25 protein-coding genes are annotated in these 25,359 nt (G+C 46.6%); 14 read left to right on the forward strand and 11 right to left on the reverse strand.

Annotated features, from left to right (window positions below; translation table 11 throughout):
* Positions 1-197 precede the first annotated feature (197 nt).
* The 3 genes from QTO06_RS11570 to QTO06_RS11580 are packed head-to-tail and all read left to right on the forward strand — an operon-like array spanning position 198 to position 3,801.
* Positions 198-1,550: a DASH family cryptochrome gene (locus QTO06_RS11570; protein WP_331408170.1), complete on the forward strand. Its 1,353-nt coding sequence runs from the start codon at positions 198-200 to the stop codon at positions 1,548-1,550.
* Positions 1,550-3,094 (forward strand): cryptochrome/photolyase family protein, encoded by a 1,545-nt coding sequence (locus QTO06_RS11575; protein WP_331408171.1) that lies wholly within the window; start codon positions 1,550-1,552, stop codon positions 3,092-3,094. The genes QTO06_RS11570 and QTO06_RS11575 overlap by 1 nt, the downstream gene beginning before the upstream one ends.
* Entirely contained in the window at positions 3,094-3,801 is a 708-nt protein-coding gene (locus tag QTO06_RS11580; protein ID WP_331408172.1) for an SDR family oxidoreductase, read from the forward strand. Before QTO06_RS11575 ends, QTO06_RS11580 begins: the two co-directional genes overlap by 1 nt.
* A 61-nt stretch (positions 3,802-3,862) precedes the next feature.
* On the opposite strand, the gene QTO06_RS11585 is transcribed toward QTO06_RS11580, so the two are convergent.
* Both QTO06_RS11585 and msrB read right to left on the reverse strand, forming a co-directional pair.
* Positions 3,863-4,009 carry a DUF2256 domain-containing protein gene (locus QTO06_RS11585; RefSeq protein ID WP_010450720.1) on the reverse strand — a complete coding sequence of 49 codons (147 nt, stop codon included), beginning with the start codon at positions 4,007-4,009 and terminating at the stop codon, positions 3,863-3,865.
* A 44-nt stretch (positions 4,010-4,053) separates the two neighbouring features.
* Positions 4,054-5,196 carry a peptide-methionine (R)-S-oxide reductase MsrB gene (gene msrB, locus QTO06_RS11590; protein WP_191116989.1) on the reverse strand — a complete coding sequence of 381 codons (1,143 nt, stop codon included), beginning with the start codon at positions 5,194-5,196 and terminating at the stop codon, positions 4,054-4,056.
* Positions 5,197-5,381: 185 nt separating this feature from the next.
* Here msrB and QTO06_RS11595 point away from each other — a divergent pair, with 185 nt between their 5' ends.
* From QTO06_RS11595 to QTO06_RS11605, 3 genes are all read left to right on the forward strand, one after another.
* Positions 5,382-5,780 (forward strand): OsmC family protein, encoded by a 399-nt coding sequence (locus tag QTO06_RS11595; protein WP_005530136.1) that lies wholly within the window; start codon positions 5,382-5,384, stop codon positions 5,778-5,780.
* Between the two features lie 112 nt (positions 5,781-5,892).
* Complete coding sequence (locus QTO06_RS11600) at positions 5,893-6,447, forward strand: sugar O-acetyltransferase (RefSeq protein ID WP_331408173.1); 555 nt, start codon at positions 5,893-5,895, stop codon at positions 6,445-6,447.
* Positions 6,448-6,595: 148 nt separating this feature from the next.
* Positions 6,596-6,829 (forward strand): hypothetical protein, encoded by a 234-nt coding sequence (locus QTO06_RS11605; protein ID WP_331408174.1) that lies wholly within the window; start codon positions 6,596-6,598, stop codon positions 6,827-6,829.
* A gap of 74 nt (positions 6,830-6,903) precedes the next feature.
* On the opposite strand, the gene QTO06_RS11610 is transcribed toward QTO06_RS11605, so the two are convergent.
* Positions 6,904-7,086, reverse strand: coding sequence for a hypothetical protein (locus QTO06_RS11610; protein ID WP_005432518.1), 183 nt, complete (start codon positions 7,084-7,086; stop codon positions 6,904-6,906).
* A 120-nt stretch (positions 7,087-7,206) separates the two neighbouring features.
* The gene (locus QTO06_RS11615; protein WP_005438170.1) at positions 7,207-8,115 is read right to left on the reverse strand and encodes a LysR family transcriptional regulator; all 909 of its coding nucleotides are present in this window, start codon (positions 8,113-8,115) and stop codon (positions 7,207-7,209) included.
* A 149-nt stretch (positions 8,116-8,264) separates the two neighbouring features.
* Here QTO06_RS11615 and yjjG point away from each other — a divergent pair, with 149 nt between their 5' ends.
* Complete coding sequence (gene yjjG / locus QTO06_RS11620) at positions 8,265-8,939, forward strand: pyrimidine 5'-nucleotidase (RefSeq protein ID WP_331408175.1); 675 nt, start codon at positions 8,265-8,267, stop codon at positions 8,937-8,939.
* Positions 8,940-9,030: 91 nt separating this feature from the next.
* Here yjjG and QTO06_RS11625 read toward each other — a convergent pair whose 3' ends face one another.
* Positions 9,031-9,522 (reverse strand): hypothetical protein, encoded by a 492-nt coding sequence (locus tag QTO06_RS11625; protein WP_045417043.1) that lies wholly within the window; start codon positions 9,520-9,522, stop codon positions 9,031-9,033.
* Positions 9,523-9,781: 259 nt separating this feature from the next.
* Between QTO06_RS11625 and QTO06_RS11630 the strand changes: the two genes are divergently transcribed.
* Complete coding sequence (locus tag QTO06_RS11630) at positions 9,782-10,321, forward strand: NUDIX domain-containing protein (protein WP_041054182.1); 540 nt, start codon at positions 9,782-9,784, stop codon at positions 10,319-10,321.
* A 121-nt stretch (positions 10,322-10,442) separates the two neighbouring features.
* On the opposite strand, the gene QTO06_RS11635 is transcribed toward QTO06_RS11630, so the two are convergent.
* Positions 10,443-10,865, reverse strand: coding sequence for a DUF6559 family protein (locus QTO06_RS11635; RefSeq protein WP_331408176.1), 423 nt, complete (start codon positions 10,863-10,865; stop codon positions 10,443-10,445).
* Positions 10,866-10,900: 35 nt separating this feature from the next.
* The gene (locus tag QTO06_RS11640; RefSeq protein ID WP_009705071.1) at positions 10,901-11,221 is read right to left on the reverse strand and encodes a DUF4377 domain-containing protein; all 321 of its coding nucleotides are present in this window, start codon (positions 11,219-11,221) and stop codon (positions 10,901-10,903) included.
* Positions 11,222-11,481: 260 nt separating this feature from the next.
* On the opposite strand from QTO06_RS11640, the gene QTO06_RS11645 reads away from it, so the two are divergent.
* Positions 11,482-11,985, forward strand: coding sequence for a hypothetical protein (locus QTO06_RS11645; protein ID WP_009705070.1), 504 nt, complete (start codon positions 11,482-11,484; stop codon positions 11,983-11,985).
* 50 nt (positions 11,986-12,035) lie between these two features.
* Here the strand turns inward: QTO06_RS11645 and QTO06_RS11650 are convergent, their stop codons facing one another.
* The 3 genes from QTO06_RS11650 to rpiB form a co-directional block, all read right to left on the reverse strand.
* Positions 12,036-15,305: a mechanosensitive ion channel domain-containing protein gene (locus QTO06_RS11650; protein ID WP_331408177.1), complete on the reverse strand. Its 3,270-nt coding sequence runs from the start codon at positions 15,303-15,305 to the stop codon at positions 12,036-12,038.
* Between the two features lie 148 nt (positions 15,306-15,453).
* On the reverse strand, positions 15,454-16,122 hold the full coding sequence (gene rpe, locus QTO06_RS11655) for a ribulose-phosphate 3-epimerase (RefSeq protein WP_009705067.1): 669 nt from the start codon (positions 16,120-16,122) through the stop codon (positions 15,454-15,456).
* A gap of 1 nt (position 16,123) precedes the next feature.
* Positions 16,124-16,564: a ribose 5-phosphate isomerase B gene (gene rpiB / locus QTO06_RS11660; RefSeq protein ID WP_005442339.1), complete on the reverse strand. Its 441-nt coding sequence runs from the start codon at positions 16,562-16,564 to the stop codon at positions 16,124-16,126.
* Between the two features lie 256 nt (positions 16,565-16,820).
* Here rpiB and QTO06_RS11665 point away from each other — a divergent pair, with 256 nt between their 5' ends.
* From QTO06_RS11665 to QTO06_RS11675, 3 genes are all read left to right on the forward strand, one after another.
* Positions 16,821-18,215, forward strand: a complete 1,395-nt coding sequence (locus QTO06_RS11665) for a sucrose-specific PTS transporter subunit IIBC (protein WP_005442341.1) — start codon at positions 16,821-16,823, stop codon at positions 18,213-18,215.
* A 66-nt stretch (positions 18,216-18,281) separates the two neighbouring features.
* On the forward strand, positions 18,282-19,682 hold the full coding sequence (locus tag QTO06_RS11670; RefSeq protein WP_331408179.1) for a glycoside hydrolase family 32 protein: 1,401 nt from the start codon (positions 18,282-18,284) through the stop codon (positions 19,680-19,682).
* A gap of 85 nt (positions 19,683-19,767) precedes the next feature.
* A complete protein-coding gene (locus QTO06_RS11675; protein ID WP_009705064.1) occupies positions 19,768-20,616 on the forward strand; it encodes an SIS domain-containing protein in 849 nt (282 codons plus the stop codon).
* Positions 20,617-20,718: 102 nt separating this feature from the next.
* Here QTO06_RS11675 and QTO06_RS11680 read toward each other — a convergent pair whose 3' ends face one another.
* Positions 20,719-21,978 carry an SGNH/GDSL hydrolase family protein gene (locus QTO06_RS11680; protein WP_331408185.1) on the reverse strand — a complete coding sequence of 420 codons (1,260 nt, stop codon included), beginning with the start codon at positions 21,976-21,978 and terminating at the stop codon, positions 20,719-20,721.
* Positions 21,979-22,413: 435 nt separating this feature from the next.
* Between QTO06_RS11680 and QTO06_RS11685 the strand changes: the two genes are divergently transcribed.
* Together QTO06_RS11685 and QTO06_RS11690 are read left to right on the forward strand one after the other, a co-directional pair.
* Positions 22,414-24,789 carry a S8 family serine peptidase gene (locus QTO06_RS11685; RefSeq protein ID WP_331408182.1) on the forward strand — a complete coding sequence of 792 codons (2,376 nt, stop codon included), beginning with the start codon at positions 22,414-22,416 and terminating at the stop codon, positions 24,787-24,789.
* A gap of 9 nt (positions 24,790-24,798) precedes the next feature.
* Positions 24,799-25,161: an ATPase gene (locus QTO06_RS11690; RefSeq protein WP_331408183.1), complete on the forward strand. Its 363-nt coding sequence runs from the start codon at positions 24,799-24,801 to the stop codon at positions 25,159-25,161.
* Positions 25,162-25,359: the final 198 nt, after the last annotated feature.

A 25,359-nucleotide genomic window follows, 5' to 3' on the forward strand; every position in this document is an offset into this window, starting at 1 on the left:
AAAAAAAATGAGCAAAAAATCAAATACGTCTATGAATATTAGAGTTTGACTAAATAATTTATAGAATTAATTTTAACAAATTGTTTACTAAGGACTTTTGCTGAACAATTTGTAAACATAACAACTCACTGTCTGATCGTGAAGCAGCATTGTGCGTAAGAACTTGTATAAGCAAAAACACACATGGAACGCTTCTTTTGAATAAAACAATCGGACTGTACTGGTTTACCAACGATTTGAGGATGCATGATAATCCGCTGCTCACCCGAGCCAGCGAGGAAGTCGACGCATTAATATGTGTCTATTGTTATCCGAAACTGTCTCCATTTTTAGCTCACTTTGCGCAGGAATCGATGTTTGGGTCGGCTAAGCAGCAATTTTTAGATGAGTCATTACACTGCCTCAATCTGTCCTTGAATGCATTCGATCAGCGCTTACAGGTTGTTGACTTACATCCTTATCAAGCCATCAAACATGCTGTAGAGAAGCTTGGCGTGACACATCTGTATTGTGATGCGTTCCCTGGCTCAGAAGAGCAAGACGTGGTTGATCATATCCGCCAAGAATCAGAGCATTTAACGATTTGTCAGCAGGAAGTGCGCAGCCTACTTACCGTTGAAGACCTGCCATTTGCCCTTGAAGACTTGCCTGACACTTTTACTAAGTTTCGTAAAAAGGCGGAGAACGTATCGCTGGAGGAACCATTCGCCACAGTAACGGCCTTACCACCAACCCCCTCAGGGCTTGCCTTGCCAACCTTACGACTGATTCGCGACGTTAAGCCTTGCCTGTTTACCGGTGGCGAGCAAGCAGGGCTTGAGCACGCTCGTCGGTATTTTTCCTCGACATTGGCCAGCGAATATAAGCAGACGCGCAATGGCTTGGATGGTATGGATTACTCGACTAAGTTTTCACCTTGGCTAGCTCATGGCTGCCTTTCGCCAAAAACTATTTATGCCATGCTCAAGCGTTATGAACGTTTGAAGGGAGCAAACGAGTCGACCTACTGGATTTACTTCGAGCTTTTATGGCGGGAGTACTTTTATTGGTATGCCCGTCGACACAAACGACAGCTTTTCCGATTCGGTGGCATCCAAAATCAAGCACCTCTCACCAGCTTTTATGCACATCGTTTTCAGCAATGGAAAAAGGGAGAAACCCCGTTTCCCATTGTGAACGCTTGCATGCACCAACTTAACGAAACAGGTTACATGTCCAACCGCGGCAGACAGTTGGTCGCCAGTTGTTTAGTGCATGAACTTGGCCTCGATTGGCGTTATGGCGCGGCGTACTTTGAGTCACAACTGGTTGATTACGATGTGGCATCGAACTGGGGAAACTGGCAATACTTAGCAGGCGTTGGTGCTGATCCGCGTGGTTCACGACAATTCAACCTCGAAAAGCAAACCGAAATGTACGATCCGCACATGGAGTTCATCGATAGGTGGCAAGGTCGTTGTGCTGGTGCGCATTTGGATAGTGTAGACATGGTCGATTGGCCGATTGTGATGGGCAGCAGTGACAAAGCTTCGTCACCGGAGAAACCGTAATGCAATTTGAAACCGTACGATTGATCTTGGGCGATCAACTCAACAGTGAGCACTCTTGGTTTCAGCAACCAGATGAGAAAGTGCTTTACCTGATTGCAGAGCTCAAGCAAGAGAATACTTACGTCACGCATCATATTCAGAAAGTGTGTGCGTTCTTTTCTGCAATGGAACAGTTTGCGAAAGAGCGTCAGAGCGAAGGTCATCAAGTTCTGCACCTCACACTGGATGACACACAATCCTTCGACGATCTTGAGCAAGTCTTGCAACACTACGTAAGCGAAGTTGGTGCAAGTAAGTTTGAATATCAACGCCCCGATGAATACCGTTTACTAGAGCAGTTAGCCAAACTAAAGCTTGATGGGGTCGTGACGCGTTGTGTCGATTCGGAACACTTTTTGTTGCCGTTTGAAGAAATAGAATCGCAGTTCCCTCAAGGCAAACACATCATGATGGAGCACTTTTACCGCCGTATGCGCAAGCGCTTCGATATCTTGATGCAAGACGGAAAACCCGTCGGTGGAAAATGGAATTACGATGCCAATAACCGTAATAAGCTCAAAGCCAAAGATATTGAACAACTGCCACAACCTTTGATGTTCAGTACCGACGTACGCGGCATTGTTGAGCGATTGGCAAAACATGACATCAAAACCATCGGAAATCTTGAAGGGGAGTTGTTGTGGCCGATTAATCGCGCGCAAAGCCTGTCTTTACTCGCGCATTTCTGCCAAGTCTGCTTGCCGTTGTTCGGCCGTTTTCAAGACGCCATGACAGGCCAGCACGATGCTAAGTGGAGCTTGTATCACAGCCGAATTTCATTCTCGCTGAACAGCAAATTGCTGCACCCGAGAGAAGTCATTGATGCATCACTCAAGGCATTCCATTCCAACGCGGACATCGACATTTCTCAAGTCGAAGGGTTTATTCGCCAAATCTTGGGATGGCGAGAATACATCCGAGGCGTCTACTGGGCGAACATGCCTCATTACCCGAAAAAGAACGAGTTGGGCGCAGAAAGAAAGCTTCCAGACTTCTTTTGGAATGGCGAAACCAAAATGGCATGTATGCGCAATGCGATTGGTCAGTCTCTCGATTACGCCTACGCACACCACATCCAACGTTTGATGGTCACTGGTAATTTTTGCTTGTTAACCGAGATCGACCCAGATCAAGTGGATGAGTGGTATCTCGGTATCTATGTTGATGCAATTGAATGGGTAGAAATGCCAAACACTCGTGGCATGGCGTTGTTTGCGGATGGCGGCATTGTTGGTACCAAGCCCTACGCGGCGAGTGGCTCTTACATCAACAAGATGAGCGACTACTGCAAGGGCTGCCATTACGACAATAAAGCGCGCAGTGGGGAAGGATCGTGTCCGTTTAACAGCTTGTATTGGCGCTTTATGAACAAGCACGACAAGCGTCTCGCAACCAATCCACGTATTGGAATGATTTTCCGCTCTTGGGACAACATGGAAGTACAGCAACGCCAAGCGATACTTGATACCGCAGAGTACTACATAGAAAACGTGGAGAAGTTGTGATGGAAATACTAATCGCCGGTGGCAATGGTGGAATTGGTTTGGCAATGGTGCAAGAAGCCGCCGTTCGCTTCCCTCAGGCTAGAGTGCATGCTACCTATCGTAACCAGAGACCTGATTGGCAACACCCTCATGTGACTTGGTATCAGGTGGATGTGTCGCATGATGAGCAAGTGAAAGCGCTTAGCGAGCAAATTGAACATGTCGACTGGCTGGTGAACTGCGTTGGTATGTTACACATCCAAGAGAAAGGCCCAGAGAAGAACCTTAGCTCGCTCGACGCAGACTTTTTTAAACAAACCATCATGGTTAATACTTTGCCAAGTTTACTGTTGGCGAAATACTTCACGCCCAAGCTAAAGCGCAGTACTGCACCTAAGTTTGCGACCATTTCGGCCAAAGTTGGCAGCATTAGCGATAATCAGTTAGGTGGTTGGTACAGCTATCGTGTATCGAAAGCCGCATTAAACATGTTCCTCAAAACCATGTCGATCGAATGGCAAAGAATGGTCAAGCATGGCACGGTGCTGTCACTTCACCCTGGCACCACAGATACCGCTTTGTCGGCACCTTTTCAAACCAATGTGCCAGAGGGAAAGTTGTTCACGCCAGAGCGAGTTGCTAAGGATTTGTTAGGCTTGATAGAAAAAGCAACCCCGCAAGATAGCGGGGCGTTTTGGGCTTATGATGGGACGTTATTACCTTGGTAAGAGAACGCGTACAAACGTTGATACAAAGGAAATAGCGTTTTCCAGAGAGGGTCGGAGTGCCCTACGTTTTCGTTGATCTATTTCTTCGGCAACGCTCAGAACAATAAACGATTTCCTCCCAATTTCGCGCCCACTTCTTTCTCCAAGAAAATGGGCGCTGACAGACCGGACAGACTTTCATGGGAAGGTTGGATTTAAAACCTTTCATCGCGCTGAATGTTCACTCCTAATTTGGTTAAAACAGTGGCCTAGCTACTTATCAAATAGGTAGAGATAATCGCCATAGCCTAAACTCGCCATCTTGTTCACTGGTACAAACTCCATTGCGGCTGAGTTCATGCAGTAACGTAATCCCGTAGGCTTAGGGCCATCTTTAAATACATGGCCAATATGCGAATCACCAAACTTACTGCGGATCTCAGTGCGCGGATAAACCAGTTTAAAGTCGGTTTTCTCTACGATGTAGCCGGGGTTAATTGGTCTGGTAAAACTTGGCCACCCTGTGCCGGATTTATACTTATCGGTTGATGAAAACAAAGGCTCGCCGGTGACGATATCAACGTAAATGCCTGCTTCTTTGTTATCCCAATACTTGTTGTTAAAAGGACGCTCTGTACCTTCTTCTTGTGTCACGTAGTATTGAAGCTCAGTCAATTTAGCTTTGATTTCTTTGTCCGAAGGTTTCTCGTATACCTTCACTTTCGTCACCAGCTCTTTTTCGTTGATAAGTTCACGCAGTGTTTTTGGGTTGTCTTTACGATCATCACCAAACACTTCGTCGAGGTATTTATCGCGACCTGATGCGTAGCGGTAGTATTTGTACTTCAGGCTACTCTTCTTGTAGTAATCCTGATGGTACGACTCCGCAGGGTAGAACTTTTCAAACTCGATCAGTTCTGTTTTCAACGGTTTTGGATAGATCATCGCCTTGTCGATTTCCATCATAAACTGCTCAGCAATCTGCTTTTGCTCGGCGTTATGATAGAAGATCGCCGGACGGTATTGGGGACCACGGTCGACGAATGAGCCTTTGTCGTCAGTCGGGTCGATATGGCGGAAGAAGTAGTCCAGCACTTGTTCGTAGTTCACGACAGCAGGATCGTACTTCACCTCAATCACTTCAATATGGCCAGACTTGCCAGAAGAGACTTGTCGATAAGTTGGGTTCTCTAAATCACCGCCTGAGTAACCAGAGACAACGTCTAATACGCCAGGCAATTGTTCTAAATCTGATTCGGTACACCAGAAGCAGCCACCCGCAAGTGTTGCGATGTCAGTTTTACCAGATGCGTTCATCTTATCCATGGTATCGGCGGTACCTGTTTTACTTAGCAAGATGAACAGTACAGGGAGTGTGAATGAGAATCCCACCAATAGCTTAGATACTTTCTTCATAACTTCCTCAAACGTTATTTTTCTCAATGAATGTTACGTAAGAAGACAGAAGTAAGAGCGAAAAAATTGCAGTGATTACGAAAAATTCTTTGCCCTTTCTCACAACAGGGCTACAGTAACGGCACGAAACAAGCGCTCATTGGTAGAAGGTTTCCGATGAGGCAAAAGCAATAATGAGGGAAACCATGCAAGCAGAAGTAAAATGGGTCGAAGACTTTAAATTCCTCGGTCAGTCTCAATCTGGTCACTCAGTCGTGATGGATGGCAATGGCGGTGCTACGGCACCAAGCCCAATGGAAATGGTGTTGATGGCTGCTGGTGGTTGTAGCTCTGTGGACGTTGTTGATGGCCTAAAAACAGCAGGCCAGAAAGTGGCTTCTGTCAACGCGAAACTCACCACAGAACGTCGTGAAACGGCTCCGCGTATCTTTACTCAGGTGAACATTCACTTTGAAGTCTCTGGTGAAGCGCTAGACCCAGAAATCGTAGCTAAAGTGGCGGCGGACTCATTAGAAAAATACTGCTCAGTATGTCTAATGTTGGGCGAAGGCGTTGAGATGACTCACAGCTGGGAAATCGTATAATCACTCACGTGAAAAATTGAAAAAATAGGAAAGAGAAAAGCCAGTGCTTTTCTCTTTTTTTATTCCCCTTTTACGCTAATCTAGCTTGGTCAAAAGTTGTAGGAATGATCCAGTGACCGAATTAGAGAAAATGATGTCGGGCCAAATATTTGATGGTACTGATAAAGAAATCGAAGCAATGCGTTCTAATGCTACTCATGCGTTGATGGCGTTTAATAACAATACCGATGAATCTCAACGCGATGCGTTGCAAAAGAATCTATTTGGTAAAGTTGGGCGAAGCATCATCCAAGCTCCGCTGCATTGTGAATTTGGTAAGACGATTGAGATCGGCGAAGAGACCTTCATTAATATGAACGTCGTGATGTTAGATGGCGCCAAAATCACCATTGGTGACCACGTTCTTATCGGCCCTAGTGTGCAACTTTACACGGCATCACATTCGTTGGATTACCGCAGCCGACTTAAGTGGGAAACGTTTTGTAAACCAATCACCATTGAAGATAGTGTTTGGATTGGTGGTAACTCGGTGATCAACCAAGGGGTAACCATTGGTGCTCGCTCAGTCATTGCTGCTAACTCAGTGGTAAACAGCGATGTTCCACCAGATTGTCTATACGGCGGTACGCCTGCCAAATTGATTCGTCGCTTAAACGAAGACGAGTAATCACACATACTCACGGCGCTTATTCTCATAATCAATAAGCGCTTGTTTACATATTGGTTTTATTAATTTATAAATTTCATGTGCTTATATCGAAAGCTATGACGTTTTTAACAAGAATGAATTCACCAGAGCGAGTTCAGGAGCTGATATGTCAAATAAGACGGAAGTTGTTATGTGTCCTTCGTGTGGTGTGGAAACGCATCATGTTGTGGTGTTGGTCAGAAAGAAAAGTGCTTTTGAGGGAGATAAGAATTGCAGTAAGAAGGAATTCATTTCTGGCTTTCTAAAAAGCACAGTGTTTGGTGCTTTCCTCGCGTCTATGGATGAATTCTCTCGTCATCTAATCTGCGAAAACTGCGGTAACAAGTTCATTCAAGATTGATAGTGATAGTCCACCCACCAATCAAACAAAAATGAGCTCTAATATTGAGCTCATTTTTTATCGATGCCTATTACTTAAGAATGGAAGATCACTTGTTCGTCTTCCGTCATTACAAGCGTTGCTTTGTTTTGTTCGATAAGTTGTGCGGCATAAGAAGGCGTCACGGCTTGCATCTCGCCTTTTGCCTTAAGAGCCAGAGATTCCCACGCTTGATCACGATATTTACCCGCTTGGGTGTATTGAATCAGTACTTTCATAGCTTCACACTCCGGTGTGGTTGACGTGCTACTTAAGTTAGCGCCCCAATGCTGGTTGCGCACCTGTTAAAAATGAAACATTAGATTAACCAAATGCTAGGGAGTGAACGTGGTGAAGTGTCAATAGCGATCCCAATACGGTGTATCAGTGCCAAGTTTTTCGCTGATGAAGTCGATGAACACACGTACTTTCAATGGCATATGTTTGCGCTCTGGAAACACCGCATAGATGGCATGCTCAGGGAGGGAGAACTCTTCCATAAGCGGTTTTAAGTTACCGGCAGCAAAGTCTTTGGCGGCGATAAAAGTCGGTAATTGGGCGATGCCAGAGCCTCTTAATAACAGTTGGCGAATTGCTTCACTGTTGTTGACCACAAAGTTACCCTTCGGCAGCACCTTATATTCGTTACCGCTGTTGATGAACATCCATTCGACCCCGCCTCGAAAATACGAATAGCGCAAACAGTTGTGTGTCACCAAATCGCTTGGTTTAGTTGGTACGCCAAATTCTTCTAGGTATTCGGGAGAGGCGCACAGTACGCTTTTACACGGAGCAAGGCGTTTAGCAACAAGGTTAGAAGTTGCAAGTTCGCCAATGCGAATCCCCAAATCAAAGCCTTGTTCGACCAAATCCACCATGGCGTCTTCTAGCTGTAAATCGACCTCAATTTTGGGGTAACGTGCAAGAAATTCGCTGATAAGTGGCGCAACGTGCAAAACACCGAAAGACATGGGAGCTGTGATTTTGAGCCGACCTTGCGGTGAGCCTTGCAACTCAGAAACGGCATCGACGCCTTGCTGAGCAAGGTTGACTGCTTGTGAGGCGTACTCGAAGTATCGGCGTCCAGCTTCGGTTAGGCTGAGCTTTCTTGTGGTGCGATTAAGCAAGCGAATGCCAAGGTCATCTTCGAGTTGATTAATGCGTTTGCTTATCGCCGATTTAGTCAGGTTTAACTGCTTGGCGGCAAGGGAAAAGCTACCGCATTCGACGACAGCGACAAATACTGGCAGTGACGCAATGGCATTCACGGCGTGCTCCTAGGTTACTGGGGTTATCTATTGTTAGCTATATTGTTGAGAAAAACGATACAATCATTTTCCAATTATAGAGATTACCTTCAAGAAGAAAACAATTAGACTATGCGGCAGAAAACGACCTGGATATTGGAAAGAAGAAAATGAAATACGATTGGATCTTGTTTGACGCTGACGAAACCTTGTTTCACTTTGATGCCTTCAAAGGTTTGCAGCTGATGTTTTCTCACAAAGGCGTAGATTTCACCGAGCAAGATTTTGCCCACTACCAAACGGTCAACAAGCCACTTTGGGTAGATTACCAAGATGGCAAAGTGACGGCAGATGAACTCAAGCACAAACGCTTTACTGAATGGGCAGAAAAGCTCAACACCACAACGGCGGATCTAAACAGTGCATTCCTAGAAGCGATGGCAGACATCTGTACTTTGCTGCCGGGTGCGAAAGAGTTGATGGAAGCGCTGCAAGGTAAAGCCAAAATGGGCATCATCACCAATGGTTTTACCGAACTGCAAGCGATTCGCCTAGAACGTACAGGTATGAGCGATTACTTCGAGCACGTGGTGATTTCTGAGCAAGTTGGTATTGCTAAGCCGGATCTGGGTATCTTTGAATACGCGATGACGCAAATGGGCAACCCATGTAAGACGCGCGTATTGATGGTGGGTGACAACCTGCATTCCGATATCTTGGGCGGTAACAACTTTGGCATTGAAACGTGTTGGTTGAACACCACAGGTGCGAGTGTGGATGAGCGTATTGCACCAAGCTACACGGTGGAATCGTTGAACGAGCTTAAGAGCATCCTCGTCGCTTAAGCTTAAGTGAACAAACAAACGAAAAAAGCGCTGATTTCTCAGCGCTTTTTGGGTTCTATCGATGCTGTTTTGTATTCATCGAGCTTACTTATTAGCTAGCGTTGTTTTCCGCCAATTCACGTTGTGCTTGTTGTTCTTTCTCACCAAGTTTGAAGTAAACCTTACCGACGATGACTTCTGAAATCAGGATGGTAAACACCACCGCAAAGAAGGCGACGACACCGTTCCAAGGGCCACTAAAGTCAACCTTGTCACCGAACAGAATGTTAATGGCTTCTAGCATCACGAACTTCGAACCGACCAAGATAACGTAAGTCGAGATACCACGGTAAATCTTAGGTGCCGTACCCGGTTTCGATTTAAAGTACTCTGCGATTTTGTGTTCCGCTTTGATAGACAGCTTCAAGAGCAACTGAAGCAATAATGCCGCGGCGAAAGAAATCGTAAATGAATCAATGGTTACGAAATCCCAATATTCGTCATAGAAGTTCAGTACCGTAAGGTCTACCAATACCGCCAAGGTATAACCAACAAACAGACGTTGTGGAGTGTTGAAACCGTAGACTTTATCCGATGCGCTCATAAGAACCCTCAATCAATAATGAACAAGTTTGCAAAGCCATGCCTTGCGTCGATGGGTTAACTATATGAGTTCCTCGAATTGAAAACTTGCCATTTCGCGCCATCCTAATCATTGCGATGAATTATTGTTTTGATTGGATATATTGAATACCAATAAGCGCGTTGAATTTGAAAACCGTCTACAAACTGACACGCAAACAGCGCTAGAATGGCTTCTAATCCAATAACTAATTTCGAAGAATCAAGCAGTAAGGACTCTCATGGCAGACATCAAACAGCTCGACAGCAAAGTGGTGTATCAAAACAAATGGATGACGGTACGTGAAGATAAGATCCAACGTCCTAGCGGAGCAGAAGGTATCTACGGTGTGGTCGACAAGCCAGACTGTGCAGCGATTCTGGCGATCGATAACGGCGTGATTCACTTAGTACAGCAGTTTCGTTACACCGTAGGACAACGTTGTTGGGAAATCCCGCAAGGGGCGTGGGAATCAAATCCAGATGCGGATCATCTTGAGCTAGCAAAAGGTGAGCTTCGAGAAGAGACGGGTATGCAGGCCAATAAGATGGAGTACGTTGGTGCACAGTTCATCGCTTATGGATTCTTAAACCAGACTTGCCATGTGTATTTCGCGAGTGAGTTAGCCGAAGTGGGCAATCAGCTAGACAGTGAAGAAGAAGACTTGATCACACGCTCGTTCTCAGTTGAAGCATTCGAGCAAATGATGATAGATGGTGAAATCAAAGACTGCGTCACCATCGCGGCTTATGGTTTGGCGAAATTGAAAGGCTTGGTATAAGCAAAACGAAGCCTCTAAATTACTCAAGGCGATAAGCTAAAAGGCTCGTGATGAGCCTTTTCGTGTTTATTATTGAGATGACTTAGCGTCGCTTTTTATTGCCACAGATGCTGGCGTGATGCTATTCACCGCCACCATCCCCACCGCCATCTCCTCCAAAGTCTCCGCCATCAGCATCGAAATCATCCGAATCGGTAGCGGGCTGTTGTTTGTGGCTGTCTTGAATCTCCGCGTAAGTCAGTAAAGCGCTGACGCTCACAAGATCCGTCGCTTGGTCAAATAAGGCAAGTGAGACTTCTGATTGGAAGTCAGCATGTTCACCTAGCTCTTGGCTTAGGCCCATCGGCACGTAAGCAGCTTGGCTAATCAACATGCCGTATGCGATCAGGGTAAAGGCATCATCTGTCTTACCATTTTCTTTCAGCGCCCAATCGATCTCTTCCTTCGAGTAATCTGTTTTCTCACCATACTTGAGTGCTAGTTTTGGCGTGATGTCCTTTGCGACCTCGCGAATTTGGCGGTTTCGTTTCCAATTTCCAAACATAAAACTTCCTTTTCTATGGGTGGTGAACGTTATGGTTATCGCTTCTCTAACACTTCAATCAGCTCATATCGATACAAGCTCGCATCGGCTGGTGCATTCTCTGGGGTAAATCGCTGAGTGCGTTTGATTTTTAAGGTGTACTCGGAACCTGATTCAAATTCAAAACCGTCGATTTGATCATAGAAGTAGTTACCATCGACCACCATGCATTTCATTGGCCCGACACCCACACAATCCACCAGTTCTGGACCTACATTGACGGTCATGATTTTTGCGGTGTCATCGGATTCGTGTTGGGCACAGCCAAATAGCGCTGCTGCCATCATAGGCAACACAACATAGCGTTTTAGATTCATTCTTTGCTCCTTAAAGGGTTACCAAATCATCATAGCAAGATTGACGAAAAGTGATGGTAAACCCGCGATAAAAAAGATAAACCCACCCTAACAATTTTCGCTTGTGTCTGTCCCTAAACGCTGTTTGTAGAACCCGGCACTGTGCATTCTCGTTGTAGAGACGATTACTCATCGGGAAAAGGGATTGAGAGGATGAGCTTGAACTTAGCTATGGTGGCTTTATAGTATTCCATTCACAAACCTTTTGGCGGAGCAGTAACGTGAAATTATTGGCTGATAAAACGGGCGAGCAGTTCTTGCAGATTTTAGATGAGCAAGGTGACGCGCTAACGGTGCAATTCATCTCCAATGAAGGTGAGCCAAAAGGACAACCATTCAAAGATTCTCTCAAGGGCTTGAAGCTAGCGGGATGGTCTCATCGAACTACGTCGACTGCGATTGGGATCTCTCGATTCAAAAAGGGTTATCTAGAGGATGCGCATGTGAGCTTTGCGCTGCATCGCTTGTACCCGTTGGGACGCAAAGTCAAACTGCCAAGCGGCGAGATTGTGCAAATCGCCAGTTACGCGAATACCCACGCAGATGGTTACTACATGTTTGTTCGACGTGATGATGAGCAAGAGTTAGTGCGCATGAAGATGTCACCAGATTGGCTGTTAATGCCATCAGAGAAGTTACTTGCTCTGCCGTACTATCCGCGTCCTCGTACTCAACAAGAGCTCAACGTGATCGACGATTTTGACAAGTGGGCTGGTGGCTTTTAATCGCCAGTCTGTCGATAATCAAACCCAAATCGCGCTAAGTAGTGCCAGACTTAGCTTTTCTCACCGTCCTGTGGCCAGTCGCGAACGTGAACATCCATTTGTGGGAAGGCGATTTCGATGTCGTTCTCTTTGAACAGCTTATCGATGTTTTTGTTTATGATGTGAATGGTCGATAAGCGGTGATCGATGGAGTTAATGTGCACACGTAACTCAAAGTCCAAACTGCTTGCCCCGAACGCTAAGAAAAAGACTGACGGAGACGGATCGTTCAGCACTAATGGGTGCTCTTCCGCTACTTGATACAACAACTCTTCGACTTTCTCGACATCAGAGCCATACGCCACGCCAATTGGAATAACAATACGAGTGATTGAATCGGTGAGTGACCAGTTGATGAGCTTTTCGGTAATGAAGGTTTTGTTCGGCACCACAATCTCTTTGTTGTCCCAATCGATGATGGTGGTAGCGCGAGTTTGGATTTTACTCACTGTGCCAGATAGGTCATTGATGGTGACGATATCGCCAATACGAATTGGGCGCTCAAACAACAAAATCAAACCAGAGATAAAGTTTGCGAAGATCTCTTGCAGACCAAATCCCAAGCCGACACCAAATGCAGCCACGAGCCATTGCAGACGCGACCACTGAAAGCCAAGAATGGCGAAAGCAGACAGCACGCCCGTCATCAAAATCAGATAGCGCAGCAAAGTGGTCACCGCGTAGCCCGTGCCGGGAGATAACTCTAAACGGCGCAGAATCAGCAGCTCCAGTATACCCGGTAGGTTGCGTACGCCAACAAAGGTAACAAGCAAGGTGATCAGTGCATAAATCAGAGACTGTAGCGTCACGTCAACCAAGGTCGAACTGCCGCTGACCACTTCACTGACTTGCCACACCACCACTTTATCGAGCCAACTGGTCATCTCTAACGCACTCGACCATAAAGTCAGAACCGCAATTACCAAACCAATCAAGGATAAACCGCGCAACAGTGTCATGGATTGTTCGCTGATCTGCTCGCTACCCAAGCCTTGCTCTTCCACTTCCGGGAAGTTTTCTCTGAGTTCGGCAATTTCAGGTGGCTCGTCTGCTTGCTCTTGTTGCTGAGCAATTAATTCTTCACGGCGCGCCAGTAGGCGTTGGTAATTAAGTTGACGGTGTTCGAGTTTGAGCCAGCGCTCCCCAAGCTGATACGTAAACAAGACGCCAAGCACGACAAACAGGGTAAGTTGCTGGTAAATGAGCAACAGCCATGCCGCGATGTATAAACCCATCAACGCCATAATAATGATGGCAATGAAGGAGCCGAGGATCATCACCTTAAGCAGCAACAATCCAAGTCCGCGATTGAGTGGAACAGGCAGTGTCGATGGGATGCGATCAGACTTAAGTAAAGCGCCATACACCATCGTCATGCCGACCATTAGCATTAGGAAGAACAGGCGAGAAATTTCTGCTTCTTGGTCGCCGGCAACCAACTCTGCAAAGAAGATCAATAAAAGGAAGAGGGCAAATGGAAAACGCAGGCGGTTACTCTGCTTATGAACATAATCACAAATGCGTTCTGGCCAATTTAGGTGCAACTCCAACAAGCCTTTTTTCGAGCTCATGGCGTAAATCAATTCGATCACAAACAAGGCAGAAGCACTGGCAACGATCAGCATTTTGGATTCGGTTGCGTTGGGAGCCGGCCACAACCAGAACAGTGCCGCTGCGGTGATGGCATACCAAAGTGGCAGAATCACGGCTCGACACATCGCCATAAACAGCAGTGAAATACTGTTTTGGAAGCGGTCCTTGAGCGGGTGGCCAAATACCTTTTTGTATTCATGACGAAGTCGAGTCGTACGACGAACCAAACGACGCCCCAGATAAAACAACACCAAGGTGTAGAAAACAAACGCACCACCCACCATTTTGAGTTGGTCAGGATTGACCTCATCTTGCAGGGTTTTCAATGGGGTTTTGGTGCCAAACCAAATCTCTTTATCGAAGTCAGTCAGGTGCTGCCAGAAAGGCACATTACTGCGTGTCCAAAGTTGTTGTTCACGTAAGAAGGCTCGCGCATTTTCGACTTCAATAGCGTACTGGTTAATGGTCAGCTGCAGTTTTCCTAAAGCAATAATGAGTTTTTCATAGTCTTGAGATAGCTGTTCTATGAGCTCATGCGATAAGGTTTCTAAACGGTCTGGCGCTTTGGCATTGGATTGCGTCGCACGAACGGCATCTTCAAGCGCAAAATCATCCAGCAACTGACTGATTTCGTATTTGCGGATGTGAGCATTGGCAATCTCATCGGGTATGGCTTTGTTTTGAACTTGGTTTGGCAAACGCTGCAGCTGAGCGCGAATCGAAGCGCCAAATGCGGTGCTGTCTCGCAGCCATGAGAGGTTTTCTTTGATTAGGCGCTGTTCTTCCGACAAGCTCCGGCGCTCTGATTCAAACTTTTGTCCAGCAATGCGTGCTTGGTCGATTTCTACCAACACTTGTTCTAGCTCTAACGTGTACTGACGAAGCTGCTCGATGAGTCGCTGTTTCTCCACGTCAGATTCATCGGCTTTCGCGCTTAGCTCTCGCGCTTCGGCAATCAAACCTCTTACCGATTCTTGTTCAACTCGGGTGAGCTTGTCTTGCAGTTCAATCAGCATGGGAGAGGCTAACTGAAGCTTCTTCGCCAACAATTGCTGTTCTAATCGCACAAGCTCTGTACGTTCATCCAAACTTTGTAGTTCAGCCGTCATCACCTCTTTTTGTAATTTAAGATAGGTGAGATTCGCGGTCTCTAACCATTGATTTATTTCTGCGCCGTTTTCACTTTTGACCAATGAAGCTTGTTCGATTTGTTGATTCAATTGAGCCAAAGAAACGGGGAGGGAGGTTCTTGCTGCGTTGAGTTGTTTGGTCTTTTCGGCATTCGCTTGTGAAGTGGTGCGCCATTCACTCATCGCAGCCTGAAGTGACGCTATGGATTGAGATAGATCGCTGTAGCTATTGAGCTGCTTGGCCTTGAACATGTCGAGCTTTTCGGCTTCTTCGATTTGTTTGAGAAGACGTTCTCGCTGCAAGGGGAACTGGCTAATGATTTTTCGGTAATCGTCACGCGATGCTTTCTGCGCGTCGAACCCTGTAATTTGATTGAGTAGAGTTTCGTACTGACCAATCAGCGTGTCGTTTTTTGGTGACTCCGCGTTCAAGCGTGCGATTTCGCTTTTCAGAAAGTCGGTTTCGGGTAGGGTTTGCGCGACGGTGACAAAGGAAATCAGCAATAACAACGCAGCGGTTAAGCAACGCAAGCTGCGGGCAAACATCGGCTTTCTCATTCCCTTCACACCAACCTCGACTCTGAATTTATTGAGTAGAAATAAGTGTATACGCTAGATGGGATGTACGCCTGTTTTGACAAAAAATCCCCGAGCGCACCAGAAGCAAAGCACTCGGGGATAAACTAAGAAAAGATAGTTGGGGGTTTTAAGCGACCGCTTTTTCGCCAAGGGCGCGTAGGTCTTGCATGGTGTCTGCGTAGCTCTTTGGTTTACCAAACAGCCCCGCAGTACCAAGAATAAAGTACTCCACTTTGTCGCTCAGACGTTCAATTACTTCTGGGCTGATCGCGCCGTCGATGGCGATCTTAGTGTTGGTGCCTTTCGCTTCGATCATTTCGATAATACGCTCGATGCGGTTGTAAGCATTTGGAATAAAGGCTTGTCCTGCAAAACCAGGGTTTACCGACATCACCAAAATCACGTCCGTCACATCCAGTACGTCTTCAATTGCGCTCAATGGCGTACCTGGGTTGATTGCTAAGCCAGACTTAATGCCTTTCGCTTGGATGTTACCGAGTGAACGATGCAGATGTGGTGGCGCTTCTGCGTGGATGTACATCAGCTTAGGGCCTAGTGCTGCAAACAAGTCGATGAACTGGTCTGGATCTGACAACATTAGGTGCACATCGTATTCGATGTCCGTTAGGTTACGAATCGCTTTGATGTCTTCTGGGCCAAGTGCGAAGTTTGGTACAAAGTGACCGTCCATCACATCAATATGCAGCATATCGACGTTTGCTTTTTCTAGCTCTTTCAGCTCGCTTGCCAACTTAGAGAAGTCGACACACATCATTGAAGGACAAAACTTAGCCATCTTATCGCTCCTCAATTTCTGCAATTTGGTTTACACGGTTCTGATGACGACCACCTTCGAACTTTGCTTCTAACCAGCTATCGATGATCATTTTTGCTAGCTCAATGCCAATAACGCGAGAGCCGAACGCAAGGATGTTGGTGTTGTTATGCTGTTTAGATAGCTGCGCCGTGTATGGGTCGCTACAAACGACAGCGCGAATACCCGGAACTTTGTTTGCTGCTAGCGAAATGCCAACGCCTGTACCGCAAATCAAAAGACCTTGGTCTGCATCGCCACTTGTTACCGCTTTTGCGACGGCTAAACCGTATTGAGGGTAGTCAGTACGCTCTGCTGAATGCGTGCCGAAATCAATCACTTCAATACCTTTACTTTCTAAGTGTTTGATAACCAATTCTTTATGTTCGATCCCTACATGATCACAACCGATAGCAATTTTCATATTCGTAACTCTCAAGCGTTCAGGTTTGCTTTAAAGTTTACAAATAAAATTACAACTGTAAACAGTGAATTTAATTGAAACTCACCGAATGTTATTTAAGTTATTGTATTTAAAATAAATAAAAGTTCACAATAAAATTCACAGAAATAAAAAATTCACAGAAAGTTTATTTTTGTGATCTCGGTAGAGGCAGAGTCTATGACTTATTGATAGCTTAATAGGCAGTTAATCCATTAATCACGAAACAGGTTTGAATATGTCTTACACGATGATTGCAGAAGAGTTGGTGGGCTCGTTAGGCGGAGAAGAAAACATTGTCTCTGTCGCTCACTGTGCCACTCGATTACGCGTAATGGTTGCCGATGAAAACAAAATTGATAAGAAACGCATCGAGGGCACCGACAAGGTAAAGGGCGCATTTTTTAACAGCGGCCAATACCAAATTATTTTTGGCACCGGAACGGTGAACCGAGTCTTTGAAGCGTTTGAGAACTTAAAGCTGAAGACAGCTTCGAAAGATGAACAACGTAAAGCGGTTGAAAAACAAGGGACGGCTTTCCAACGTGCGATCCGTACGTTTGGTGATGTTTTCGTGCCAATCATTCCAGCGCTTGTTGCGACAGGCTTGTTTATGGGGTTGCGTGGCTTGTTCATGCAGCCAGAGATCTTAGGCTTGTTTGGTCTAACGCCAGAAACCATTCCGCAAAACTTCATTCTTTATACTCAAATTCTGACGGATACTGCTTTCATTTTCTTACCAGCACTGATCGCGTGGTCGGCGGCGCGCGTGTTTGGTGGCTCTCCTTTAATTGGTCTGATTTTGGGTATGATGCTGGTGTCGCCAGCGCTGCCAAATGCATGGTCTGTGGCGTCTGGTGAGCTTGATCCAATCATGTTCTTTGGCTTTATTCCCGTGCTTGGCTACCAAGGTTCGGTCATCCCTGCCTTTATTGCCGGTATGTTGGGAGCCAAACTAGAGCGCCGTATTCGTAACTTCGTACCAGAAGCTTTGGACTTAGTCGTCACGCCATTCCTAACGCTATTGGTGATGATTACGGCTTCTCTATTTGTGATTGGTCCTATCTTCCACTGGTTAGAGCTTATTATTCTGCAAGGCGCGCAGTTCATGCTGGATCTGCCACTGGGTCTGAGCGGTATCTTGATTGGTGGTCTGCAACAAATCGTTGTGATGACGGGTGTTCACCACATCTTCAACCTGCTTGAGATTCAATTGCTGACCAACACTGGTGCAAACGAATTCAACGCCATCATTACCGCCGCAATCGCTGCACAAGGTGCTGCTTGTCTTGCGGTAGGTGTGAAAACCAAAGACAAGAAACTCAAAGCTTTGGCAATGCCATCAACACTATCTGCGTTCTTGGGTATCACTGAGCCAGCGCTATACGGTGTGAACCTTCGCTTCTTCAAACCATTCATTATGGGCTTGATTGGCGGTGCAGTTGGCGGCTTCTTCGCAACGGTATTTGGTTTGAAAGCAACAGGCATGGCTATCACGGTCATTCCAGGAGCGCTGCTCTACTTGAATGGTCAAATGCTGGGTTACCTAGCGGTGAACTTAATTGCTATCGGTACGGCATTTACTCTGACTTACCTATTTGGTTACTCAGACAAGATGTTGCAAGACAAGTAATCCCTTGTGTTTTCATCCCCCTGACTTCAGGGGGATTCCTGTTTCTAGATTTTAATAAGGCTTACCATGACAGCAGAACAAACCTACATTAACGACGTGTTGGCGATTGCCTTAAATCAGATGGCAAATCCGCAAGAAGACCCTTACCGTCCAACTTGGCACTTTGCGCCGCAATTTGGTTTATTGAACGACCCAAACGGCTTGGCGTACTTTGCGGGTGAATATCACCTGTTTTATCAATGGAATCCAAAAGCGTGTGCGCATGGCGCGAAAGCATGGGGACACGCCACCAGTAAAGATCTTATTCACTGGCAGCATCAACCTTTGTCGTTAGCACCAACAGAAAACTACGAAACGCACGGCTGTTATTCTGGCTCAGGCTTGGTAGTGGATGGTGCGCTGGAACTGTTTTACACCGGCAACGTGAAGTTCGAACAAGGTGGCCGAACCGCTTACCAATGCCGAGCTACGTTAGAGGCGGGCAAACAGGCAGAGAAGCAAGGCATTGTGCTCGACTTACCACAAGGCTACAGCGGCCATGTGCGCGATCCAAAAGTGTGGCTGCACGATGGTGAGTACTACATGGTGCTGGGCGCAGAAGATCTCGATTACAAAGGCAAAGTGCTGTTGTACCGTTCATCAGACAGAAAACAATGGCAGTTTGTTGGTGAAGTATTTGGTGATGGCTGCAATCAACATCAAAGTGATGACTTTATGTTGGAATGCCCAGATCTTTTCCCGATTGGTGACCAATACGCGCTGATCACTTGCCCGAAAAACTGGTTAGAAGTGGACGGTCGTAAAGTGGAAACCTTTGATGTGACTTATCATCTCGGTCAGCTTGATTACCCAACGGCGGGCTTTGAACATGGCGAAGGCGTATTGATGGATCATGGTTTCGACTTTTACGCGCCACAAACGTTTGAAGATGAACAAGGTCGTCGCATTCTCTTTGGATGGATGGGGAAACCAGATGAGTTCGAATCTTACCAACCAACGATAGAGTTTGGTTGGATTCATCAAATGACTTGCCCGCGAGAGCTGATTCTTCAAGATGGCCGCTTACTGCAAAAACCAAGTGCAGAACTCGAATCTTTGCGTTCGCAACCACAAAGCTTTACCAACCAATCGCTGCGTTTTTATGGATTGTCTTCTGAACTGCTGATTGAAGATGTTCCGGCAGAACTGACGATCGATGTTGCCGCAGATTTGAAGCTGCAAGTGACGCCACAAGGGCTAGCAATAACCCGCCGAAATCTGAAAACAGGTGAGTGGGAATCAAAGCAGTGGCAAGGTGAGGTTCGTCATCTACAAATTCTTCGTGACCATTCAAGTGTGGAAGTATTTATTAACCAAGGTGAGGCGGTGTCGACATCACGCTTCTTCGGCCAAAACGCACAAGGTGTGGGCTTTGTGATTGAGAGCGAAAGCGCAGTCACGGCAACGCATTGGCAATTAAAGGCATAACCGTAACTGCAAGTGCAGTTACCATGACGAGAGAGCGGTAGCTATGTATAATGATCCGACTGTTTCACAAGGAATGATATTGTCCGTGGATGTCAATCAAGTAATTCCCAATATTCGTATGCGTATGCCTTCACTCACGCGTACCGAACAATCCATTGCGGAAAACTTTCTCAAGCCTCACTTCATGCAGAAGTCGACTTCAATTAAAGAAGTGGCGGAGCGGTTGGGTGTGTCAACGGCGTTGATCGTTAAGGTGTCAAAGAAGCTTGGCTTCAGTGGTTTTAAACAGCTTAAAGACGCGTTAAACGCTCATCATCACTCAGATTCTTACGCGCCAAGTGAGCAACTTCAGCCGGATGATTCTTGCGAGCAGATCGTCACTAAGGTGCTGCAAAACTCCATCAATGCCTTGACGGAAATCCTCAACTTTGTGGATGCCAATATGGTGAGTGCTGCCGCCGAGGCCATCATTAACGCGCGTAATATTGAGTTGTATGCAGCGGGTGGTTCGAACATCATCTGTGAAGACTTCCAGCACAAGCTTTTGCGTTTTGGTATTCGAGCATCAGTGCCTCGTGATCGTCACTTGATGTTGATGTCGGCTAGTGTGTTGAGCGAAAAAGACGTGGTGCTGGTGGTATCGCATTCAGGTCAGACCGTTGATTTGATGGATGCCGTCCGTCTTGCGAAGCAATCTGGTGCGACGATCATCTCTATCACCAACAACTTCCACGCTGAGCTGTCCCAGCTTTCCGATTACCCGCTTTACGCGCCTGCATCGCCAGAGCCATTGCTGGGTAAAAACGGCATCGCGCGCTTGGTCAAACTTGCTATGATCGACAGCTTGTATGCGACCATCGCGAGTAAGATTCCAGATCAAGCGGAAGAGAATTTAGAGAAGACCACTAAAGCGGTGGCGATTCTGCACCGATAAAGGTCGCTGAACGAGGCAAAGCTTCGAGATATGCAGAATTCGAAATCAATAAAGGCTGACATAGCGTCAGCCTTTATCTTATCTGTCTCTCGGGTTCTAGGGTTAGAACGGGTGGTTCGATAGTTGGTTGCTGCTTTCTAGCATCTTCTCTGCTACGTAGCGATGCGTGGCTGTGGTTGGGTGAGTCACATCCCAGAACACAAACTTGTCAGAACCAGACGCGGCACACTCTGAGCGCAGCGCATGATGATACAAGTAATCTGCAGAAGACGAACGGTTGATGTCTTGGCAAGCTTGGCTCGCATTAACGAAACCGTGTTGCTCTGGGTTCGCTGTTAAGCTTTCAAACAGGGCATGGGTATCATACAGAGTGATGTTGTAGCCTTGCGCTGTGTAGTATGCCGCTTGCGCCTTGATGAACTCGTTCATCTCAACGATCTTCGCACGGATCTTGTCGATTTCCTCTTGAGTTGAGTAGGTAAACTGTGGCGCACGAGTGGCGTCTGGTAGCGTCATCAACAACAAGTTCTTCGCACCCGCATCGGTCAGTTTGATCAAGGCTTCCGCGTAGTCTGATTTCACTTCTGGCACGCTGCGGTTGTAGTTCATGAAGTCATTCAAACCAAACTCAAGCGTAAACAATGTATTGGCTGGCTTGTAGTTTTTGGCCAGTTTCGCATACGCCAAGTAAGAAGAAACTTGCTCACCTACTCCCGTCAGAGCGATGTATTGGTTTTCACCTGCTGCGCCGCCAACAGCCCAGTTGTAGAGCGGTAGGTTCTTCGCTTGAGCAATGTACTCTGTCCATACAAACCCGTTAGAGAAATGCCCTAAGAACCAGCTATTTGGATTCGGGAATCGCCATTGTGATGCGTTAAAGATGTTGCCGGTATCCGACAAACTGTCACCCAGCGCCACGACCTTGTTGATTTGATCGGGCTGCATGACTGGATCGTTGCTCCAGATGGTGTGGTTGTAGGAGAAACGGTTATCGGCAGCAAAGAAGGTGATGTCTGCGTTTTCATTCGCCAGATCTAGGGTCTGCTCACAACGCTCTTTGATGATGCTTTGTGGTGTGTCGGTGTAAAACATGTTTTTGAAAGAAACAGCACTCCACCAATAGCCTTCAATTGTGAAGTAACTGCCGTCAGGATTCTCTGCCCATTCCCAATCTGTAGCTGGTTCGTCTTCTGAATAACTGGTGCGGTACCAACAGCGAACATAAGTGTAGGTTTGTTTCGCTTGCGCACTTCTGACTTGCGAGGCGCTTACCATTTCAGGAGTCAGGGATGGCTCGTCAGCGTGAGCCAAACTCAGTGGTAGTAATAATGCACTAAGTAACGTAATGGTCTTGTTCATGATTCACTCTCTATGATGATTATCGTCATGATTTAAGTGAGAATTTATCTCACTAAACGCCCTCATTCTGAGTAAATACCCTACTTAGTCAAATATCTAATTATTCATTCTGTTAATTTTGGTACCGCAATCGTATTTCAATAGATTTGGTAAATACTAAGATTTTATAAAATATAGAATAATTACTCACTAACATTAATTTAACATGCACTTTTTGTGTTAATAAGTAATTGCTTTATAAGGTTTTGGTGGTATTTTTGTATGTTAACTAAATCTGTTGTTTAAATGATCTTTTGTTCATTGTTGTGTATTTATGAAACAAATTGTTTGGCATTTTTAGGCGATAACCTATAGCTGAATCGCTCATGTATAAGTCATGGTTATGATTTTTCATGAGGATAAAGTGAATAAAAATCAGCTCAAAAAGGAATAGAGCAAATGCATCACACAACAACTAAATTAAATGGCTTGTTTTCATTGTCTGCCGTTGCAGTAGCACTGACATTTTCGATGTCAGCGCATGCGGCTCCTCTGACGGGGTTCGACGAAGCTAACTTGCCGACCAAATACATCGTCAAATTTAAAGAAGATACGTCCAGTCCTTCAGCATTGGGTGGGAACTCATTCTGGGGTCCGCGCATCGCGCAAGAGTCGGTTTTAGATCAGCTCAAAGCGCGTAAAGTGGAAAAGCTAGGAAACCGCGCGATCTATAGTGTGGAGATGGAAGACTCAGAGCTGGGGCAATTACGTAACCGAAGTGATGTGGAATACGTTGAAATTGACCCTCCGCGCTATCTGTTAAGCGAGACTATCCCATGGGGCTACGAGGCGGTTAACGCTCAGCTTCTGGATGACTCAAATGCAGGTAATCGCACCGTGTGTATCATCGACTCGGGTTACGATTTGGCGCACAACGATCTGAGTGGTAACCGAGTGTTGGGTACAAACGATAGCGGTACCGGCTCTTGGAGTGTTCCGGGGAACAACAACGCTCACGGTACACACGTAGCGGGTACGATTGCCGCGATTGCCAACACAGAGGGCATCAAAGGCGTTATGCCAAACCAAAACGTGAATTTGCACATCGTTAAGGTGTTCAATGAAGCGGGTTGGGGCTACTCATCCAGCTTGGTGAAAGCGGTACAAACTTGTGCTGACAACGGCGCGAACGTAGTCAACATGAGCCTTGGTGGTAGCCAGTCGAGTGTGACGGAGAAAAACGCGTTGCAAACCATTTACGACCAAGGCGTGCTGCTGATTGCCGCTGCGGGTAACGATGGTAATACTGCGCACAGCTACCCAGCATCTTACGATTCAGTTATGTCCGTTGCGGCAGTGGATGATAAGCGTGATCACGCGGCGTTCTCTCAAGCGACAGACCAAGTTGAAATCGCAGGTCCGGGCGTAGCGATTCTATCTACGGTGACAGTGGGCGAGGGTAAGCTTTCAGACATTCGCTTGAACGGTGTTAGCCAGTTCGATCGTGGCATCGTTCCTCACAACCGCTTGATCCAATCGGGTGGCAGTTACGGTCCTGATCCAGTAGCTGGTTCTATCACGGCGACACTGGCAAGCTGTGATGTATCTGGTAGCAGCTTCAGCTGTGGCGATATGTCTGGCAAGATCTGTTTAACCGAACGTGTGGGCAACCAATCATCAGGCAACTACCCAGAAATCGATGCAGTTCAAGCGTGTTACAACGCAGGCGCAAGTGCGGCGATTGTGTACAGTAACTCTGAGCTTCCGGGTTTGCAGAATCCTTTCCTTGTCGATCAAAACAACGCGGCGCGTATTGTGTCAGTGACGGTTGATCGTGCTTTCGGTCAGGAGCTGCTGGGCTATGTTGGTCAAGACATCACGGTATCGACCACCAAGGGTGAAGACTACGAGTACTACAACGGTACTTCGATGGCGACACCGCACGTAACTGGTGTTGCAGGTTTAGTGTGGAGTTACCATCCAACCTGTACCGCAGCACAAGTACGTAACGCACTGATCAAGACAGCAACGGACATCGACGTAACAGGTCGTGATAACCGCACTGGTCATGGTCTTGTGAATGCTGAGGCTGCGAAACAATACCTAGACGCTGGCTGTAATGGTCCGGATGGCGGCGGCTCTGGCAACGACAACGTTCTAGAAAATGGTGTGGCGAAAACGCAGCTTTCTGGCGGCAGCAAATCAAGCTCAGTATTTGTGTTTGACGTCCCTGCGGATGCAACGCAAGCGACATTCAACATGAGTGGTGGTTCTGGTGATGCTGACCTTTACGTACGCTTCAATGGCACACCAAGCACCAGCACTTACGACTGTCGTTCATGGGCGGGCGGTAATGGCGAAAGCTGTAGCTTGAACGTATCTGGCGCAGGGCAATATGAAGTATTGGTTTACGGCTACAGCGCGTACTCGGGTGTTTCTCTTGTGGCAGCGCATAACGGCTCGGGCGATTCATCTGGTGGCGGCTCTACACCTTCTAGCTACACCAACTCAGACGCGGTAGCGATTCCTGATAACAAAGCGTCTGGCGTTGTAAGCTCATTAGATGTGCCTCGCTCTGGCGATGCAGGCTCAGTGACGATCGACTTGGATATCACTCACACCTACATTGGTGATCTTTATGTCACATTAACGTCGCCAGATGGTGGTCAAGTGGTACTGCACGACAACGCGGGTGGCAGTGCGAACGACATTAAAACCAGTTTCCAAGCGGACTTCTCTGGTTTTGAGTCGCAAGGCACATGGGAACTTAAAGCGGTGGACAATGCCAGAAGAGACACAGGCACCATCAACAGTTGGACTCTGACCTTTCAATAAGGAGTGACTATGAAGAAGTTGACCTTACTTTCTTTGTCTGCGGTAGGCGCTACCGCACTATTGGCAATCGGACTGAGCTCAAGCAGCTTGGCGAACAATCAAGGGTTTCCTCTCGTGGATGAACGCCAAGATCAAGCCGAGCAGCAACCAGCACGCTACTTTGTTAAGTATCATGAAGGGAAAGAGAGCGAAGTGAGAGCGCTTCTTCGTCAGCACAACATTGAAGTGGTCGATGCTCTGGTGAAACAACACGTGTTGGTTGTGATGGGTGAACAGGTGGAAGTCGATAAGCTAGCGGATCACGATGCGGTCGAATACACCGAGCAAGAGGCGACAAGAAAGCTGCTATCTAACGGAACTACGCTTCAATAAGCCAAACTTCCTTGAGATAGTGCCGAAAAGAAAAACGCCCCTCACGTGAGGCTGTCTCTTATACACAAATCCCCAAGCTTGTAGCTTGGGGATTTTTTTTGAACTCTTTAACGTGTGTGCGATCTGATCACTTACTATTCCTCACTGAAACACTAAGATGACATATTCAGACGCTAAACTTTGGGCACAAGAACAATT

The sequence above is a fragment of the Vibrio sp. M260121 genome (assembly GCF_036533715.1).
Taxonomy (GTDB): Bacteria; Pseudomonadota; Gammaproteobacteria; order Enterobacterales; family Vibrionaceae; genus Vibrio.